Annotated in this window: 22 protein-coding genes; 4 read left to right on the top strand and 18 right to left on the bottom strand. The window is 57.3% G+C overall.

Going from position 1 to position 17,620, the window contains the following annotated elements; translation table 11 throughout:
* Nucleotides 1–22 precede the first annotated feature (22 nt).
* The 3 genes from EDC28_RS03390 to dacB form a co-directional block, all read right to left on the bottom strand.
* The gene (locus tag EDC28_RS03390; protein WP_123420676.1) at nucleotides 23–1,000 is read right to left on the bottom strand and encodes a DUF3080 family protein; all 978 of its coding nucleotides are present in this window, start codon (nucleotides 998–1,000) and stop codon (nucleotides 23–25) included.
* Entirely contained in the window at nucleotides 997–2,361 is a 1,365-nt protein-coding gene (locus EDC28_RS03385; RefSeq protein ID WP_123420675.1) for an MATE family efflux transporter, read from the bottom strand. The genes EDC28_RS03390 and EDC28_RS03385 overlap by 4 nt, the downstream gene beginning before the upstream one ends.
* Before the next feature lie 84 nt (nucleotides 2,362–2,445).
* Entirely contained in the window at nucleotides 2,446–3,861 is a 1,416-nt protein-coding gene (gene dacB, locus EDC28_RS03380; protein ID WP_123420674.1) for a D-alanyl-D-alanine carboxypeptidase/D-alanyl-D-alanine endopeptidase, read from the bottom strand.
* A 68-nt stretch (nucleotides 3,862–3,929) separates the two neighbouring features.
* Between dacB and EDC28_RS03375 the strand changes: the two genes are divergently transcribed.
* The 3 genes from EDC28_RS03375 to EDC28_RS03365 are packed head-to-tail and all read left to right on the top strand — an operon-like array spanning nucleotide 3,930 to nucleotide 5,586.
* Nucleotides 3,930–4,505, top strand: a complete 576-nt coding sequence (locus tag EDC28_RS03375; protein WP_050658550.1) for a DNA-J related domain-containing protein — start codon at nucleotides 3,930–3,932, stop codon at nucleotides 4,503–4,505.
* Entirely contained in the window at nucleotides 4,506–5,111 is a 606-nt protein-coding gene (locus EDC28_RS03370; RefSeq protein ID WP_050658549.1) for a riboflavin synthase, read from the top strand.
* Between the two features lie 55 nt (nucleotides 5,112–5,166).
* The gene (locus EDC28_RS03365; RefSeq protein ID WP_050658548.1) at nucleotides 5,167–5,586 is read left to right on the top strand and encodes a hypothetical protein; all 420 of its coding nucleotides are present in this window, start codon (nucleotides 5,167–5,169) and stop codon (nucleotides 5,584–5,586) included.
* Here the strand turns inward: EDC28_RS03365 and EDC28_RS03360 are convergent.
* From EDC28_RS03360 to EDC28_RS03300, 13 genes are all read right to left on the bottom strand, one after another.
* The gene (locus EDC28_RS03360; protein ID WP_123420673.1) at nucleotides 5,567–6,169 is read right to left on the bottom strand and encodes an HD domain-containing protein; all 603 of its coding nucleotides are present in this window, start codon (nucleotides 6,167–6,169) and stop codon (nucleotides 5,567–5,569) included. The genes EDC28_RS03365 and EDC28_RS03360 overlap by 20 nt on opposite strands.
* Nucleotides 6,159–7,040, bottom strand: a complete 882-nt coding sequence (locus EDC28_RS03355; RefSeq protein WP_123420672.1) for a serine hydrolase domain-containing protein — start codon at nucleotides 7,038–7,040, stop codon at nucleotides 6,159–6,161. Before EDC28_RS03355 ends, EDC28_RS03360 begins: the two co-directional genes overlap by 11 nt.
* Entirely contained in the window at nucleotides 7,034–8,005 is a 972-nt protein-coding gene (locus EDC28_RS03350) for a Gfo/Idh/MocA family protein (protein ID WP_050658545.1), read from the bottom strand. Before EDC28_RS03350 ends, EDC28_RS03355 begins: the two co-directional genes overlap by 7 nt.
* Before the next feature lie 60 nt (nucleotides 8,006–8,065).
* On the bottom strand, nucleotides 8,066–9,169 hold the full coding sequence (locus EDC28_RS03345; protein ID WP_244946533.1) for a mechanosensitive ion channel family protein: 1,104 nt from the start codon (nucleotides 9,167–9,169) through the stop codon (nucleotides 8,066–8,068).
* A gap of 60 nt (nucleotides 9,170–9,229) precedes the next feature.
* On the bottom strand, nucleotides 9,230–9,652 hold the full coding sequence (locus tag EDC28_RS03340) for a CBS domain-containing protein (RefSeq protein WP_123420671.1): 423 nt from the start codon (nucleotides 9,650–9,652) through the stop codon (nucleotides 9,230–9,232).
* Between the two features lie 68 nt (nucleotides 9,653–9,720).
* Nucleotides 9,721–10,086 (bottom strand): TonB C-terminal domain-containing protein, encoded by a 366-nt coding sequence (locus EDC28_RS03335; RefSeq protein ID WP_123420670.1) that lies wholly within the window; start codon nucleotides 10,084–10,086, stop codon nucleotides 9,721–9,723.
* 14 nt (nucleotides 10,087–10,100) lie between these two features.
* Nucleotides 10,101–11,264, bottom strand: a complete 1,164-nt coding sequence (locus EDC28_RS03330) for an alpha-hydroxy acid oxidase (protein ID WP_050658541.1) — start codon at nucleotides 11,262–11,264, stop codon at nucleotides 10,101–10,103.
* A gap of 35 nt (nucleotides 11,265–11,299) precedes the next feature.
* Nucleotides 11,300–12,028, bottom strand: a complete 729-nt coding sequence (locus EDC28_RS03325) for an SDR family oxidoreductase (RefSeq protein WP_123420669.1) — start codon at nucleotides 12,026–12,028, stop codon at nucleotides 11,300–11,302.
* Nucleotides 12,025–12,825, bottom strand: a complete 801-nt coding sequence (locus tag EDC28_RS03320; protein WP_123420668.1) for a PhzF family phenazine biosynthesis protein — start codon at nucleotides 12,823–12,825, stop codon at nucleotides 12,025–12,027. Before EDC28_RS03320 ends, EDC28_RS03325 begins: the two co-directional genes overlap by 4 nt.
* A 47-nt stretch (nucleotides 12,826–12,872) precedes the next feature.
* Nucleotides 12,873–13,346 (bottom strand): DUF2127 domain-containing protein, encoded by a 474-nt coding sequence (locus tag EDC28_RS03315; RefSeq protein WP_050658538.1) that lies wholly within the window; start codon nucleotides 13,344–13,346, stop codon nucleotides 12,873–12,875.
* 94 nt (nucleotides 13,347–13,440) lie between these two features.
* Entirely contained in the window at nucleotides 13,441–14,133 is a 693-nt protein-coding gene (locus EDC28_RS03310) for an aspartate/glutamate racemase family protein (RefSeq protein WP_123420667.1), read from the bottom strand.
* A complete protein-coding gene (locus EDC28_RS03305) occupies nucleotides 14,130–14,345 on the bottom strand; it encodes a hypothetical protein (protein ID WP_123420666.1) in 216 nt (71 codons plus the stop codon). Before EDC28_RS03305 ends, EDC28_RS03310 begins: the two co-directional genes overlap by 4 nt.
* A 74-nt stretch (nucleotides 14,346–14,419) precedes the next feature.
* On the bottom strand, nucleotides 14,420–14,839 hold the full coding sequence (locus EDC28_RS03300) for a GFA family protein (protein ID WP_244946532.1): 420 nt from the start codon (nucleotides 14,837–14,839) through the stop codon (nucleotides 14,420–14,422).
* 199 nt (nucleotides 14,840–15,038) lie between these two features.
* Here EDC28_RS03300 and EDC28_RS03295 point away from each other — a divergent pair, with 199 nt between their 5' ends.
* Nucleotides 15,039–15,575, top strand: a complete 537-nt coding sequence (locus EDC28_RS03295) for a hypothetical protein (RefSeq protein WP_050658535.1) — start codon at nucleotides 15,039–15,041, stop codon at nucleotides 15,573–15,575.
* Nucleotides 15,576–15,786: 211 nt separating this feature from the next.
* Here the strand turns inward: EDC28_RS03295 and EDC28_RS03290 are convergent, their stop codons facing one another.
* Entirely contained in the window at nucleotides 15,787–16,527 is a 741-nt protein-coding gene (locus EDC28_RS03290) for a protein NO VEIN domain-containing protein (protein WP_123420663.1), read from the bottom strand.
* A gap of 566 nt (nucleotides 16,528–17,093) precedes the next feature.
* On the bottom strand, nucleotides 17,094–17,507 hold the full coding sequence (locus EDC28_RS03285) for a hypothetical protein (protein ID WP_148049797.1): 414 nt from the start codon (nucleotides 17,505–17,507) through the stop codon (nucleotides 17,094–17,096).
* Nucleotides 17,508–17,620 lie beyond the last annotated feature (113 nt).

The following is a 17,620-nucleotide window of genomic DNA, read 5'->3' as shown; positions in this document are numbered from 1 at the left end:
GCCACCTTCGGGTGGCGTTTTTTTATTGCCCCGGCCTTAAGCCGCAGCGACCCAAGAGCTGCTGCCAGGCCTGGGTGTGGCGCCTAAGGGCCTGGTGAAACTGGCCACTTAAACTTTGCGGCGTGTCGGCGGCCAGGTAGGCAATGTTGGGGTCGGCCGGGTGGGGCAGGGCGCTGATAAGCGGCCACAAGGCGCCTTTTAGGGCGCGATCTGCCGCCACCAGCTCACCCAGATAGGGCTGAACCTGCTTGCCGTAATAGCTGAAGAAAAAATCCCGCACCGCTTTGGCCTGGCTGCCGGGCCGGCCATTCACGCACACCAGTTTGTTACCGTGGCGCTCAATCAGGTCGCTGACGCTATCAAGATACAGGGTGGCATCGCTCAAGTGCTGGTTAAGGCGGGCCAGGATGCGGTCATTCTCAAACTGGCCAAGGGCCTCTTCGAGGCGGGCCATACGCTTTTCATCCGGCGCCTGCAGCAAGGCGCTGATATCCAAAAAGAGGGTTTGGGCCGATGCGGTACCGGCAAAGTCCATGGCGCTGTGGTCAAAGCGCCAGTTGGCGAGAAAAGCCTGGTCGTCGCTGACAAGGCGCCAGGCCACCAGCGGCAGGCTGGCTTTTTTCTCGGCCACCAGTTGGCTAACCAAGGCGGTCAGTTCTGGGTCGTCGCTGTGGCACTGGCTCAGGGCGCTTAGCAACTTGAGCTCATACAAAAAGCGCTGGGACGGCGGCGCGGTTTTCCCCAAAGGAGCGTTGCGCTCGCCAATCAGCCCTAAGACATCGCAGTGGCGAAGGGCATAACCCTGCTTGAGATTGACCGTTACTTCCGGCACCGCCAATGCCCATTGGCGGCCACCGCCTTTTGCCAGCAGCGGCGGGGTGATTTGGGGGGCATCTGTGCCCAGCACCCGCGCCAAGCGCGCCGGGTACTGGGCCAGCACATCGGGGCGTGGCGAGCAGGCTGCCAGCAGCAGCGCTGCTAACAACCCGAGCCATTTCACGTGACCACCTCAAGGGGGATCTGGGCCTGGGCGTTACGGCGGTGCAGCACCCTTACCCGCAGCACCAGCATGATGGCGGCAGAGCTCAAACCGGCGATAAAGCCTATCCAAAAGCCAGAAGCGCCCATGGCCGGGAAGAGAAAGTCGGTCAGGCCCAGGGTGTAACCGAGCGGCAGCCCTATCACCCAGTAAGCCACAAAGGTGATGAAAAACAACGCCTTGGTGTCCTTGTAGCCGCGAAGGGCGCCACCGGCTACCACCTGGAAGGCATCGGGAATTTGATAGATGGCGGCCAGCAATATCAGGTGCCCGGCCAGGGCCAGCACCGCCGCGTCGTCAGAGTAGATGGTGATGATGTACTTGGAGAACAGCACCGTCAGCACGCAGGTGGTCAGGGCCACCAGTACCCCCAGCACAAAACCGGCGTAACAACTGGTGCGGGCCGCCGCCGGGTGGCCTTCGCCCATGGTGTGGCCCACCCGAATGGTGACCGCCAGGGCCAGGCTCATGGGGAACATGAAGATCATCGAGCTGAAGTTGATGGCGATTTGATGACCGGCCACCACCACGCTGCCCAACGGGGCGATGAGCAACGCAACCAAAGCAAACAAGCTCACCTCGAAAAAGAAGGCCAATGCAATGGGAATACCTATTTTGGCCAGGTGCAGGATCACCGAAAAATCCGGCCAATAGAGCTTTTTATAAAGGCCAATGTGGTTAAAGCGCTGGGTGATAACGGTGTAGAGCCAAAGCGCCAGCAGCATAAACCACATCACCAGCGCCGTGGCCAGGCCACAGCCGGCGCCGCCCAGGGCCGGCAGGCCAAAGAGGCCGTGGATAAACACATAATTGGCAGGAATGTTCACCAACAGCCCTAAAAAGCCAATGACCATGGTGGGAATGGTGTGGCTCATGCCTTCGACAAAGTTGCGAAGGCTGTTGTAGAGCGCAAAGGCCGGCAGGCCGGCGCAGACAAAATAGATATAGAGCGTGGTTTTTTCGGCAAGGACCGGCGCTACCGCCATGCGCTCCAGTATCCAGGGGGTGAGCGGCGCCAGCAGGATAATGAGCGCAGTAATGCCAAGGGTCAGCCAGGCCCCTTGCTGCACTATGGGGGCGATGGCGCCGTCGTCCTTGGCGCCGTGGTGGTTGGCCACCATGGGGGTCAGGGCCATGCATATACCCAGCACAAAGAGCGCCATCGGCCACCACAGGCTGGCGCCCACCGCAACAGAGGCCATGTCGTCGGCGCTTACTTGGCCGGCCATCACCGTATCGACAAAGCTCATCAGGGTTTGGGACAGCTGGGCAATCAGAATGGGTGAGGCAAGACGGGTTAAGCGCCCCATTTCTTTGAACATAAAAAGGGATATCCGGACCGGTAGAACAAACTGGCGGGCATTGTATGCCATTGGCGGCGCAAATGCCGCCAATGGCAGATTGTTTTAACCGGCCTGGTAGAGCCCTTCCAACAGGGCTCTTTCATAGCGGGTCATGGTGTCCTTTGCCGCTTCGCTGTCGTCGCCCAGCGACAGGCTGGCGCTCATCAGCACAAACAAATAGCGCTCGCCGGAGGCACCGGTAAAAAAGCCGGCCAGGTTGCTGGCGCCGTTAAGGGTGCCACTTTTGGCCTTGATATTGCCTTTAAGGGGCGGGCGGGTGAGGCTGTGGCGAAACTTCAAGGTGCCGCTGACACCGGCCACCGGCAGCCCTTGGTACACCGCCAGTTGCGGGTGGCTGGCCAGGTACTGAAGGGCGCCGGCCAGCTCTCTGGCACTCACCAGATTGTCCCTTGAGAGCCCCGAGCCATCCACCAATGTCGCCGGTTGCAAGCTCAGCCCCAGGTGCTCGGCCAGGGCCTTTTTCACCGCCCGCACTCCAAGGGCAAAGCTGCCTGGCTGGCCGGGAGCACGGCCAAGGGTCTTGGCGAAGTTGTCGGCGTAGAGGTTGTCAGAGGCCCGCAGCATATGTTCGAGCAATTTGGGCAGGGCTTTGGAATGCACCACCGCCAACGGCAGCCAGTGGCCGTTGGCGCCATCTTGGCGTTTTATCTGGCCGCCAAGGTGGATGCCGTTGCGTTTTAGCTCGTCTTTGAGCACATCGATGATGTAGGCGCTGGTGTCGTTCACAGCGAAATTGAGCGGCCAGACCTCGCGCTCGTCAGTGACGCAGCCGCTTAGCTGGTAGTGGTTTTGTGGGCCGCGCTGCAACTCCAACTGGCAAAGGCTTTGCTGCTGCTGGGATGGGCTTACCACCTCAACCTCGCTGCTCACCTGCACCGGTTGGAAGGGCGGCACGTAAAAGCGGGCGGCCTCTCCTGGCTTTTGCACGCTAAGGCTTGCCGCCACACAGTTGTGGGCCAGGGTCAGGCTGGAGGCCGGAGCGCTGTAGCACACCCCCAGGTTGTCCCAGGGCCAGCCGGGGCCGCGCTCGTAGCCGCCAAAGGCGCTGCCGTCCAAAATCAGGTCGCCGCTTATCTTGCCAATGCCTTGGCCCTTGAGCGCCTGGAGCATCTCTACCAACTGGGCGCGGCTTAAATCCGGGGCGCCGCTAAACACCAGGCGCAGATCCCCTTGCCAGGCGCCGCTTACCCGTTGGCCACGGCCTTCAAGGCGGGTGTCGAAGCGAAAATCGTCCCCCAAGGTCAGCTCGGCGGCCAGCGCCGTGAACAGTTTTTGGGTACTGGCCGGGGGCAGCAGCAGGTCGGCATTGTGCTCTATGCTCAAATGACCCTGCCCCAATGGTTTGACGATAAGTGCCACCTGGCTGCCGGCAGGGCGCTGGTTCAAAAGGCTTTGCCAGTCGGCCGACAGGCTTTGAAAGGAGAGCAGACCTAACAGAAAGGGCAGGCAATAACGCATGAATAATCAATCCTTTTGGGTGCCGGGCCATGATGCCATGTTAAAAGCCCTCATGGTAATCTGGCGCCATGGATAATCCCCTGAACAGCGACGTACTGGCCCGCCTGTCCGAACACCCCGAGGGCATCAGCGAGTACGAGCTACTCAAATCCCTGGCCGAACATCCCTTCCTGGTGCAAATCGATGTGGGGGGAGACTTGGGCCTTTTTCGCCGCCACTTTGCATTGATGAATTGCCTCTATGGCCTTCGCCAGCAACTGGCCGAAGACGGCTGGGGCCTTGGCATCAGCGCCATGCACATTCAATTGCAACCAAGCCTTGGCCAAGGCGAGGGCCAAGGGCTGACCCTTAGCGACCCTTTGGCCAGCTATTACCTCGACTGGCAGGAATTCGACAACACCGGCGCTGAGGAAGTAGAAGCGCTGCTTACCGGCTTTTGGCGCCGCTACGACGCCCTTGAGCACCAGTCGCAGGCCCTTGAGGATTTAGGGCTGGATGAAAACGCCGACTGGCGTATGATCAGGCGCCAGTACCGGTCCCTGGCAGCGCAGCATCACCCCGACAAGGGCGGTAATTGCCAGGACTTTATCCGTATCCGCCGCGCCTTTGAGCAACTGGCGCGGCTGCGTGGCAAAGGAGCCTGAATGTTTACCGGCATTGTTCAAGGTAAAGGCCAACTGGTGGCGGTTACCGACAAAACTGATTTTCGCACCCACGTGGTGCGCTTTCCTGACGAGCTGCTGGGCGGCCTGGAGCTGGGCGCCTCGGTGGCCCACAACGGCTGCTGCCTGACGGTCACCGAGGTGAAGGGTAACGAAGTGTCGTTCGACCTCATCAAAGAAACCCTCAAGGTCACCAACCTGGGTGAGCTAAGCCCAGGCAGCGAGGTCAACCTAGAGCGGGCTGCCCGTTTTGGCGACGAGATAGGCGGGCACAATATGTCGGGCCATATCCACTGCGTGGCAGAACTGGCTGAGATAAAAGACAGCCCCGATAACCGCACCCTGCGTTTTGTGCTGCCGGCGCCTTGGCGAAAGTACGTGCTGCACAAGGGCTATATCGGGATAGACGGCATTTCGTTGACGGTAGGCGATCTGCACCCCGACGGCTTCGAGGTCAACCTCATTCCTGAAACCCTGGCCCGCACCACCCTCGGCGCCAAGGGGGTGGGCGATGCCATTAACATCGAGATTGATCCGCAAACCCAGGCCATAGTGGATACCGTTGAGCGGGTGCTGGCATCACGCTAAAGGATTGCGCCCGCGGGTCGATACCAAGGGCAGCGCAGCTAACAGGAGTTGTCTGATGCTCTCCATTTCCGACCGCCTCAACAGCAACCTCAATCTGACCGGCAGTGCCAGCGAGAGCACCAGCCAAAGCAACGGGTCTGACGAGGTGCACCTTGATAACCCCATGGCGAAAACCACCGCCAAGGCTCGGGCGCAGCAAGAAGCAAAAAACGAGGCTGACGCCAACGATCCTCTGGCGCAGCTCAAGCAGCACATCAAAGAGCTGCAAAAAAAGGCCAAGGAACTGCAACAGCAGATCCAGGAGTTGCAAAGCAAAGACATGGACCCTGACGCCAAGGCCCAGCAATTGGATGCGCTAAGCCAGCAGCTTAGCCAAGTGCAAGGCGCCCTGATGGACGCCTACAACCAACTGGCCGAGCTAAACCGCAAAAATAATGGCGGTGCCAGCGGCGCCGTTATTGCCACGACCGCTTGATGGCCTTGGCCAGATTGGCCCGGGCCTGCTTTTCAAAGCGCTGGTAAAACACCTCACTGTGATAAAGCCTCGGGGCCCGGGCGATGGATTTAAGCACCTTGCTGCGGCCCACCTTGTACAACAGGCTCGGCACATGCCGGTATTCCTGGCGAATTTGCTGCTCGTAGCGCTCAAAGGCGGCTGGCGCTGCGCCAAGGATGGCCAAATCGATGTCCAGCAGCAGGCCTTCGTCCGGGCTTTGCGCCGCCGCCGGGTGCGCGGTGAGCTGCACCAGCGCCGCCACCTTGTCGCCAAGCGCTTCCTCTTCCCCCAATTTTGCCAAACAGGCCTTGGCCCACAGCGCGCTTTGGGCTTCGTTGTCACCGGCTTTGGGGTCGTAAATTACGTCATGAAACCACAGCGCCAGCTCAATGGCGTCCGGGTCGTCGAGCTGCGCTTTCACCTCGTCAAAAAGCGCCAGGCAATGGCGGATATGCTCCAGGTTGTGGTAGGCGCGATGGGGCTCGTTGTAGTGGGCCAAAAGCGCGTCAAAGGCCCCTTGACCCTCTGGGAAGCGTTTTAGCCAGCGGCTGTTAAGTTCCATGATTGTCCTCGGCGCTGAGCGCATTTCTTAGCGCATCTTCGTAATAAAAAGCCCTGCCGATATCGCCGAGCTGCCAGGAGACATTCTCCAGCACCACCAGGGTCTGGCCCTTGTCGAAGCTCAGCAATGACTCGTACCCCGGCAGATAACCGCTGTGGCTGGCTTCGCTGCCCTTAAGCTGCAAGCCAAAACCGTAACCCATGGGCCCCCAGCGATAGGGGCGCTGCTGCCAGGCGGTGGTCATGGCGGCGTAGCTGGCGCGGCTCAACAGCGGCGACTGGTGCAGGCACAGGTTCCAGTGCCATAAATCGCGAGCGCTGGCCACCATGGTGCCTGAGGCAAGGTCGTTTGGCATCAGGGCCAGGGTATCAACCGGCGTCAGCGAGCCGCCTGGTTGCTCCTCAAAGCCTTCAATTGGCTTGCCGCCCAGCATGGCGCACTGGCGGTAAAGGCCGGCAAGCAAAGTGCTAAAGGGTTTGGCGCGCACCCGGGCCAGGGCTTTGGCCAGCAACTGGTAACCCAGGTTTGAGTAGCGAAACTGGCTGCCGGGGGTAAAGGCCAGGGGTTTGTCTGGCGCCACCACGCCGCTGCTGTGGCTTAGCAACATCTTTAAGGTGACTTGCGCCTTCCAGGGCGCGAGAGTTGGGAGATAGCGGCCTATGGGGTCGTCCAACTGCCAAAGGCCGTCGTCTACCCCTTGCAGCACCAGGGCGGCGGTGAGCTGCTTGCTGACCGAGCCCACCACATAGGGGCGGTCGATATCGCCCTGGCTAAAGGTTATGTCCCGGCCCTTGGCCACCAGCACCACCCCGGCAAAAGGCCGGGGGCCGCCATCGAGGCTAAGGGCAGCGGCCAGCGCCAGGCTTAGCACCTTTTGGCCTGGGCAAAAATGGTGTCTACCACCTGCTGGTTGGCGCGGGAGTCGGCCAGGGTCAGCCGGGGCGCGGCTTCGCCGCTAATGACCTCACAAAAGTGATTGATCATATTGAGGTAATGGTCGCTGTTGCCAAAAAAGCGGGTCTCGCAATGGCTGGCTTTGTCGGTGTAAAAATCCACCTTGGCGCCGTGGGGGCCGTCCATGGGGTTAAAAGGCGCGTTCATCTCGATGCGGCCAAGCTCGCCGTGAATGCTCATGCCCTGGCAGCGCTCCAACTGGGTGCCGCAGTAAAAGTTGGCCCGGGCGCCGTCAAAATCCAGGTTGAAATCCACAAAGCGGTCGATGCCGTAGCTTGGGTCCAGCTCCATATGGGCATCGATAAGCCTTGGCTCGCCCAGCGCCATGCGCCCGGCAATGATGGGGTAGACCCCTACATCGCGCAGGCCGCCGCCGCCCATTTCTGGGTTGTTACGAAAATCCCCGTCTTTTTTGTTGAAGTAGGTGAAGTGGCCGCTGGCTTTGTAAATGCGGCCAAGCTTGTTGGCGGCCAGCAGCTCTTTTACCCAGTCCCATTGGGGGTGAAAGGCAATCATAAAGGCTTCCATCACCTGTTTACCGGCCTTCTCGGCGGCGTCCATGATGGCGTCAATTTCTTCGGCTTTAAGGGCCATGGGTTTTTCCACCAGCACATGCTTGCCGGCGGCCAGGGCTTTTAAGGTCCACTCAACGTGCATATGGGTGGGCAGGGGAATGTAAACCGCATCTACCTCGGGGCTTGCCAGCAGCGCTTGGTAGCTGTCAAAGGCAAAGCGGGCACCCTGCTGGGCCGCGTATTGCTGGGCTTTGCCCATATCGCGGCTGGCAACGGCCATCAGGGTGCAAAGGGGGGATTTGTGAATGGCCGGCAGCACGAATTTATGGCCAATCTTGGCAGTGCTGAGAACGCCGAAACGCAGCATGGCATGCTCCTTATGTCAAAGGTGGCCACACCCTAACGCCTTGGTGTGGCCGGGGTAAAGTCAGGATGGATTGGGCGGCGCCTGCTCGGTGTCTGGCGGCGGCTCTTGGGTGATAAAAAGGGTGCGGGTGGGGTAGGCAAAGTCGATGCCGTGCTCGGCAAAGCGGCGCACCATCTGTAGGTTGATGCGTTGCTGGGCGTCCATGTAACTGGCGTAGTCGGCCAGGGTGACCCAGTACACCACTTCGAAGTCGTACGAGCTGTCGCCAAAGTTGCAAAAGTGGGCGCGGTCAAAGCGCAGGGTGTCGATGGCTTCGATAATGTCTTTGACCATCCCTGGCAGCATCTCCAGCTGATCGGCGGGGGTTTGGTAGGTCACCCCAAACCGAAACAAAATGCGCCGCTCGCGCATCCTTTTGTAATTGCGGATCTCCATGCCCAGCAGCTTGTTGTTGGAAAAGACAATCTGCTCCCCCGACAAACTGCGGATGCGGGTGGTTTTCAGGCCGATGCTCTCCACCGTGCCGCTAAATTGGTCCACCACGATGAAATCCCCCAGCACAAAGGGTTTATCCACCACGATGGAGACCGAGGCAAAAAGATCGCCCAGGATATTTTGCACCGCCAGGCCCACGGCAATGCCGCCCACCCCCAGGCCCGCCACCAGCGCCGAGATGTTGACACCAAGGTTGTCGAGCATAAACAGCAGCAGTAGCGTCCACACCACCATGGCGCCGATAAAGCGAAACGCCGCCACGTTGGTCATGGCGCCGGGGTTGTTGTCAAAGCGGCCGGAGCTGCGGGTAGACTCAACGGCGGCATAAAGGGCCGAGGTCAGCCACATGCCGAGCTGGATAAAGGCGGTAAGGGCGGTAACGCCTTTGAGAATGCCCTCAACCCGTTTGGGAAACTCCAAATAATGCAGGGCAAAACTCAGCGCAAAGAGCAGCACCAGGGTAAAGCGCGTGGCGGCCAGCACCCGGTACAGAATGCGGGCAAAGCGGTTGTCAAAATGCCCCAGCGCCTTGCCGAGGCGAGACTTGATAACCCATTTGACGACCATCGCCACCAGTAACACCAAAAGTGCCATGGTCAGTGCGGCGGCCCAGTCGTAAAGGGGGTTGCCGAGGAAGGAATGTTTTAAAAAGGCCAGCTTCTCAAACACGGGCGCTCCCTTGCCAAATCAAAGACTTCTACCCTAGCGCCCAGGGCTTTTTGGGTAAAGTCAGGCAAGGCTTGCCAGTAAGTTTCGGCACAGGCGCACAAAATCCGACGAGGTGAGCATGCCCACCAGCTTGCCGTTTTCATCGACCACCGGCAGGCAGCCGTGGCGGTGCTTGAGAAAAAAATCGGTGACCGCCAGCAGCGGGGTGTCGGGGGTAACGGTGGCACAATCCACCTCCACCAACTCGCGTACCGGGGTTTGCCCCTCGCGGCGCTCCAGGGCGTTGGCGCCATAGGTAGCCAGCAGGTTGATAACGGCGCCCATCATCCGCTTTTGGGTGAGCATACCCACGAACTGCTCGCCCTCCATGATGGGCAGGTGGCGAATGCCTTTGTCGCGGGTAATGGCGTGAGCGTCTTTGAGGCTGGCGGTGAGCGGCAGGGTGACCAAGTTTTTGGTCATGATGTCGGCGGCGGTTTGCATGGCTTGGCTCCTTGAAAACGCCAGTTCAGCATAGCCTGTCAGGCAAGGTGCTGATCTGGCGCAAGTCCTTATCTGTCGAGACCGGCAAAAGTGAAGTTTATCTCGGACGCCTCAGCAAAATCGGCATCGCTTAGGCTACTGACCTCATAAAGTGGCAGGCTTTGCTGCACCGCTTCTAGCGATTGGTTATCCACCATGCTGTTGCCGCTACTGTGGCTGACACCAAGGCCGAGAGCCTGGCCCTGGCGATCAAGGCGCACCGTCACCACTACTAGGTATTGGGCCAGCTCCGGGTGGCAAACCCAGTCGGCGTGGCTTACCACCCGTTGCTGCATTTGGGCGGCGCAGGCTGCCAATCCCTGGCAGGCTTGGGGCTCGGGCTGCTCGCTGCACCCGGCAAGGGCCAGTAAGGCCGGCAGTAATATCCTTTTCACTGCATTTATCCTTGTTACTCGTAAGCGTTAAAAAAGCCTTTGGGTATCAACAGGTTTTTGCGGCCAATCTCGCTTAGCTGGCGCTCGCCGCAAAGGGCCATGGAGATATCCAGTTCCTTGTGCATTACCTCAAGCGCCTTGCTGACCCCCGCTTCGCCCATGGCTCCCAGGCCGTAGATGTAGGCGCGCCCGGCCATGCAGCCGTCGGCCCCCAGGGCCATGGCCTTGAGGATGTCCTGGCCGGAGCGAATGCCGGAATCGAGATACACCTCGGTTTTGCCGCCCACCGCCTCGATGATGGCTGGCAACATGCGAATACTGGACAGCGCCCCGTCCAACTGGCGGCCGCCGTGGTTGGAAACGATGATGGCATCGGCGCCAAAATCGGCGGCGCGGCGGGCGTCTTCTTCATCAAGGATGCCCTTGAGAATGAGCTTGCCGCCCCACATGTCGCGGATGGCGGCAATTTTGTCCCAGTCGAGCTTGAGGTCGAACTGCTCGGCGGTCCAGCTCATCAGGGATGAGGCATCGGTTACCCCTTTGGCGTGGCCGACGATATTGCCGAAAAAGCGCCGCTTGGTTTGCAGCATTTGTAAGCCCCAGCCCCATTTGGTGGCGAGGTTGAGCATGGTCGGCAGGGTGAGTTTGGGCGGCGCCGAGAGGCCATTTTTAAGGTCTTTGTGGCGCTGGCCGAGGATCTGTAAATCAAGGGTCAGCACCAGCGCCGAGCAACCGGCCTTTTTGGCGCGCTCGATAATGGCTGCCAAAAAGTCCTGGTCGCGCATTACGTAAAGCTGAAACCAAAACGGCTGCTGGGTGTGGGCTGCCACGTCTTCGATGGAGCAAATCGACATGGTGGAGAGGGTGTAGGGCACGCCAAATGTTTCGGCGGCGCGCGCCGCTTTTATCTCGCCGTCGGCGCACTGCATGCCGGTCATGCCCACTGGGCTTAGCGCCAGCGGCATGGTTACCTTTTGGCCCAGCATCTGGCTTTGGGTGCTGCGCCCAGACATATCCACCGCCACCTTTTGCTTGAGGCGAATGCGGGCGAAATCATCACAGTTGTCGCGAAAGGTCTGCTCGGTGTAGCTGCCGGACTCGGCGTAGTCATAAAACATCTTGGGCACGCGGCGCCGGTAGATGCGTTTTAAGTCCTCGATACAGGTGATAACGGCCATACGGTAATCCTTCGTTGATGGCTTATGGCAGGGGGCTAGCGGCCGCCTGCCACGTCGATAAAGGTGCCGGTGATATAACGGGATTGCTCGCCAAGCAGCCAGGCTATGGCCTCTGCGACTTCCTCGGCGGTGCCGCCACGCTGAAGTGGGATCTGCGGCGCCAGGCGCGCAACCCGGCCCGGCTCGCCGCCGTCGCTGTGGATGTCGGTGTCGATAGAGCCCGGGCGCACCCCGTTTACGCGAATGCCGCTACCGGCAAGCTCCAGGGCCAAGCCTCGGGTAAGGGTATCCATGGCGCCTTTGGAGGCGGCGTAATCAACGTATTCAAAGGGCGAACCGCTGCGGGCGGCGAGCGACGAGACATTGACGATAGCCCCTGTTTGCATGCGCTTGATGGCTTCTTGGCAACACAAAAAGCAGCTCACCAGGTTGCTTTTGAGCACCCTTTCAAAGCGCGCCAGGGAAATGTCTTTAAAGGCCGCCTGCTCGAACAGCACCCCAACGTTATTCACCAGATGGGTAACGGCGCCAAGCTGGGCTTCGGTTTGGTCAAAAAGGCGCTTGACCTCGCTGGCCTCGGCCACATCGGCCTGGCAGCAGATGGCTTCGCCCCCTTGGGCGTGAATAGCCTCGACTACGGCGTCGGCGGAGGCTTGGTTTTTCAGGTAGTTAACGCACACCTTGTAGCCCTGGGCTGCCAGCAATTTGGCGGTAGCGGCGCCAATGCCGCGGCTGGCACCGGTAACAATGGCCACCTTGTTCACAGCGCCTCTCCCAGCTCTACGCTGCCTTTGAGGTAACTGACGCAATAACCCGCCACCAGCACCCGTTCGCCCTCAAGGCGGCAAAAAAGCTCGCCGCCCCGCGCCGAGGCTTGAAAGGCGTGCAGCGCCGCTTTACTCAGGCGCTCGGCCCAGTAAGGGGTGAGCCCGGCGTGAATGGAGCCGGTTACCGGGTCTTCTGCGCCGCCATTGGCGGGCCAAAAATAGCGGGAGACAAAATCGTGGCTATCGCCTGGGGCGGTGGCCACCACATCAAAAGGGGCCAGGGTCTTAAGGGCCTCAAGGTCGGGTTTTAAAGCGCGTACCTCAGCTTCGCTGCCGTACACCGCAAAATAGGCCTGGGCGCTTTTAAGCACCTGCCGGGGCTTTGGCTCAAGGCCGGCCAGAAGTGCCGCCGGCGCCTCGCAAGCTTGGGGCGCCCGGTTGGGAAAGGACATCTCAATCAGCCCCTCGTCACCCTTGGTGACCACCAGCTCCCCCACAGCCTTGGCATAGAACCGCAAGCGGCTTGCCTGTGGGTTCTCGCCAAACAGCACATGGGCGCTGGCGAGGGTGGCGTGGCCGCAAAAGTCGATTTCGGCCAGGGGCGAGAACCAGCGGATATGAAAAACGCCGTTATCGTCTTTGACGACAAAGGCGGTCTCGGAGAGGTTGTTCTCGGTGGCGATGGCCTGCATCAGCGCCTCTGGCAGCCAGGCCGCCAGGGGCATTACCGCGGCCTGGTTACCGCCAAAGCGGCTGCGGGTAAAGGCATCGACCACAAACAGGGGGTAGGGCATGGGAAACCGTCCTTGAAAGCGCCAGGATTTTACTGGCACCTTTATCATCAAGGCATTGTTTTGTCATGGCCTTTCTTGTTTTCCCTAAGCACAAACGCCATGTAGCTCACCACCACGATGTTGATTAAAAACACCACCAGGCTCAGCCAGCCGGGGCGGGTGCACAGCTCGTAAATCTCAAAGGGCAGGTAAATGGCGCCGCTCAACAGGGCAAACCATTCGGTCCAGGTGTAGCTGCGCCACAGGCCATAGGCTTCCACAAAGCGGATAAGGCTATAGCCAAAGGCGGCCAGGGCAAACAGGCTGACATTGGGGCCGGTCAGCCAGCCTTGGTGGTCCATAAAGAGGGAGGTGATTTTGTCGTCGGGGCTCAGGTGCATGCGATGCACCAGGGTTTCCATCAGCCCGGCCACGTCTTTACCGGCCAGGGTATGCAGGCCGATGGCCACCAACAACGCCAGTATGCCTTTGGAGGCTTCCAGCATGGCTACCGCTCGCAGCCCTTTTTTTGAATGCGCCATAGTTCAGGGGGTCAATCAACAAGGCAGGCAGTATAGCCACAGCTCCGGCTGCTGAATACGGGCTTTTTGTTTAACAAAGTGTCGAGATTTGGTGTCAGCCAAGGGCTGCGTCAACGGCCGCCTGGGCGTGGATAAGGGCGGTGTCAAAAAGGGCCACCTGGGTGTCGGCCTGGTTTACCAAGAGGCCAATCTCGGTGCAGCCAAGGATCACCCCTTCGGCCCCTTGGGCGGCCAGGGCCTCGATAATGCCAAAGTACTGGGCTTTGGAGTCTGGGTTAATGGTGCCCTGGCAAAGCTCTTGGTAGATAACCTGGTGCACCAGGGCGCGCTCCGGCGCCGGTGGGGTCAGCACCTCTATACCAAAGCCTTCGGTCAGCCTGGCGCGGTAAAAATCCTGCTCCATAGTAAAGGCGGTGCCCAACAGGCCCACCTTGCTGATGCCTTTGGCCTTTAACACTTTTGCCGTGGCATCGGCGATATGCAGCAGTGGCACGTCAAGCACCGCTTCTATGTCGCTTGCCACCTTGTGCATGGTGTTGGTGCAAATCAGCACCAGTTCGGCGCCAGCGGCTTGCACCTTGCTGGCCGCATCTTGCAGCAAGGTAGCGGTACCGGCCCAATCCCCTTGGTGCTGGCGCGATTCAATGTCGGCAAAGTCCAGGCTGTAGAGGGCGATTTTGGCTGAATGCAGCCCGCCAAGGCGCTCTTTTACGCCTTCGTTGATGGCGCGGTAATAGCTGGCGGTAGACTCCCAGCTCATGCCGCCAATCAGGCCGATGGTCTTCATTGGGCAGCCTCAGCGCGGGGCAGGTCTTTTTTGAACAATAAGATGGCCAAATACACCAGGCCAGCGGCCGGTAATACCGATGCAATGGCCCCAAGGATTCCAGCAACCACCGGGTTTTTAACCTTGCCACGGGCAACCCAGTAGCAGAGCACTCCCATCACCAGAACGAATACCGCCAGAAACTGGCCAAGAAGCGTCGCGTTGATTGCCATAACAAACCCTTGGATTAGCGTTTTTGTTATCTAACCGTAGATGGGCCGTGAAATGCAAGGCGGGCCGCGCCCTATTAAGGCAGCGCCTTAAAGCGCGGTATGTCGCCAAGGGCCGGCTCCCATTGAGCCATGCTGGCGGTAAAAAGATGGGCGCTGGGGGTAAGGGGCGGGGCCTTATCCAAACAACCGGCAGGTACCCGTAAATCACTGCCATTAAGGGTGGGGAGCGCCGAGCCGCAATGCTGGCAGAAGCTTTTGCTGTGGCGAGTGCCGGGCAGGGTATAAGTGGTGAGCGCCGCCACGCCTTTTAGCCACTCTATGGTGGCACCCTCCAAAAACACGTTTGCGCCATGGGCCGAGCCGGTGTCTTTTTGGCAATGCTGGCAATGGCAAAGATAAAAGCCGGTGAAGGCGCCTTTTGCCTCAAAGCCAATGGCGCCGCACAGACAGCTGCCTTGTAGCGTCAGTAATGAGGGCATTTTGAGAGAATCCATAAATGTCACCAAATCTGAGCCAAGCATAGCGGGTTGAGTGTAGGGGGGAGCCAGCGGCAAAGGGGTGAAAGGCGACCAGTCAATAGAGGCTTCTGCGCTAAAAAGCGGCGCGCTAGAAGGCTTATATTATAAATCGCTAAAATTTCCTTAACTACACTTAGTTGCGCCATTTTCCGGTTGGAATAATTGGGGCAACACCATGAATACTAAAATGATTTTGCTTACTTCCACCCTGGTCGCCAGTGGTTGTCTGCTGCCGGTTTATGCCGGCGACGACAGCGCCAGCCTACTGCAAGACGCCCTTAGCGCGGCGCCGCCCACCCTTCGCGATAAGGTCACGGTGGTGGATTGGAACAAAAACGTGCTGCAAAAGGGAGATAGCGGCTACACCTGCTTCCCCACGCCGCCGCAATTGCAGGGAACCGCCCCCATGTGCATGGACGCCCCCTGGATGGAATGGGCGGACGCCTGGATGAATAAAAAGCCCTTTACCGCCAAAGCCATCGGCATTTCCTACATGCTGGCCGGTGACGGCGGTGCCAGTAACACCGACCCTTTCGCCGAAGGGCCAACGGCCGACAATCAATGGATCAAGGAAGGGCCGCACCTGATGATCATCACCCCTGACAAGGCCATGCTGGACGCCCTACCCACAGATCCGGCAAACGGCGGCCCCTATGTGATGTGGAAGGGCACCCCCTACGCCCACATCATGGTGCCGGTAGGTAGCCGGTAAATAAAAAAGCCCCGTAAAGGGGCTTTCTTATGTCTGCCTTGGCCAATTTCAGTTTAGGTCTGCAGTGATTTAAAAAACCGTGCTTACCAAATTGTTGAGTTTAAGGGTGTGTTGCTGGGTTTTTTATAGACGGGCAGCGACTTACTCTCAGTGAGTGAGTGATGCGTGTTTGGTGAAGCGGGTAAGGTCCAGTCCACCCTTAATGCGATTGTTATGTTTTCGGTTTTCTACATTCCCAGCATAAAGGCTCGAAATCGAAAGCCTTTTCCATTTCTTCAGTGTTATATACGGATAACTCTGGACTATCTAAAGCATTCGAAACAATAGCTAAACGCCACTGTGGATCAACTGACTTTACGCGCTCATTTCTGGAAAGGAAAAAGCGTTGCTCATCAAGTGATGTACCTTTGACTTCAACTTTTAGAACAGTTTTACCCTTTTCGACAAACAAGTCATAACCGCAATTGTCACTCTGGCGGTCAGAGACAGAATAACCCTGGCTCTCATAGTGGGTTACGACATGCTCAATCGCTGCAAGCTCAACCTTTTTACGTTTCTCTGGATCAGGAAAACGGCCGGATGTTACATCGACTTCATAACTAACCTCAGCAGAAAGAAATAGTATCCCGTCTACTTTTTCAGTTGGGCGATGCTGTCGGTGCTTTTCGATGACTTTTGGATCTTGAGAATATCTATCTGCCTTATATTTTCCCAAGAACTTCCAAGCATTCACAGCCTGCTTCAGATAAACAGGTACATATTCTTGTTGTTCTAAAAATAACCTGGCATTTGCTTTGATACGAGTGCCATCTCCCACAACAATAATTTCAGGTGCTTCGGGGTTTAGCTCTGTGGTAATAGCTAAACCTTTCACGATCTTGTCCTTTGTTCGAATATAAGAATCTCCACCTGCCAATTTTTCAGCAAGCTCTGGAGTTGTCAAAATGGTCATTTCGTTCCCACATTTTTTAGTTGATTTTCACCCGATAAAACTGCTATGTAGTTTTTTAAGTGGCTGTAAAAATAAAAGTATCCTTAATAGAAAAACACGCTGCCGGATGAAGGAAATACCTTCTAAGGCTGATGAATACCGCACTGTCGATGCAATGTGAAGAGCTAAATAACTGTTCCTAATTGTGAGCCACCCTATATCGCTACAGCCCGCGAAAACAGGGGCTTCGTAGGCTGCCCAAGGTGATCTACTATTCGGCACAGCTATTTAGACTTTTGGTTGCTCAGAAGATGGGTGTCCCGTGTTATTTTTTCAGGCGCAATACCTTGCGCCACCGACCGGTATTATCGCTGCTGCGCTTGGGCCGTGAAGTGCGGAAAAGACCGAACGATTACGCTATCTCGGCCAAGCAAATCCACTGGGCAATACGCCACTATATTCTCTGGGTACATCAGGCTGGCAGGGTGGATTTATGAGGGGATCCCCCAGCGCCGCGTTAAACGGCATAAAATTATTGGCTAAATTTTGCGAGGAACGAGCACAAATCAGCTTTTTTGTCCGTATTTTCAGCGCTTAGCTATACGTATTTTACCAACTTTAACCATTAGCTTTTTGGTAAAGGAAATTTGGTTAATATACCAAATTTCAATAATATACAATGGCAGTGTTTTTATTAAAATCACTATCACACTTGCACTGTTATTTTGGGAACTTCCCAGAATGTAAAAATACAATATGCATAAGCCAGAAAAAAGAAGCATTAAGCTATGTGTTTTAGAAATTTGGTAAGTAACTGCACTGTAATTAAACCTAATGCTTTTAATTTTTTTTAACTCTTTAATTTTTATTCGCTTGATCATATTTAAGAATGAATCTTTTACGTGAATAAAAAACCATTTTAAAAATATACCGAATGTTGCAGTTGTAAAAACAGTTAGCCAAAAACTTAGTTGAGATATATTTTGCAAATATACTCCCATGATTTATTACTCCGACATTTGATATGCGTATAACAGTTTTATTAGCGAACGTGCTCGCTTTCACTCATATGATCAGTCGGCATTAAAAGATTAACCTACTGATCCTCCTTTAG

This window comes from Gallaecimonas pentaromativorans, assembly GCF_003751625.1.
GTDB lineage: Bacteria > Pseudomonadota > Gammaproteobacteria > Enterobacterales > Gallaecimonadaceae > Gallaecimonas > Gallaecimonas pentaromativorans.
Note: the sequence above shows the minus strand (reverse complement) of the source record. Positions and strands in the feature narration are given on the sequence as shown.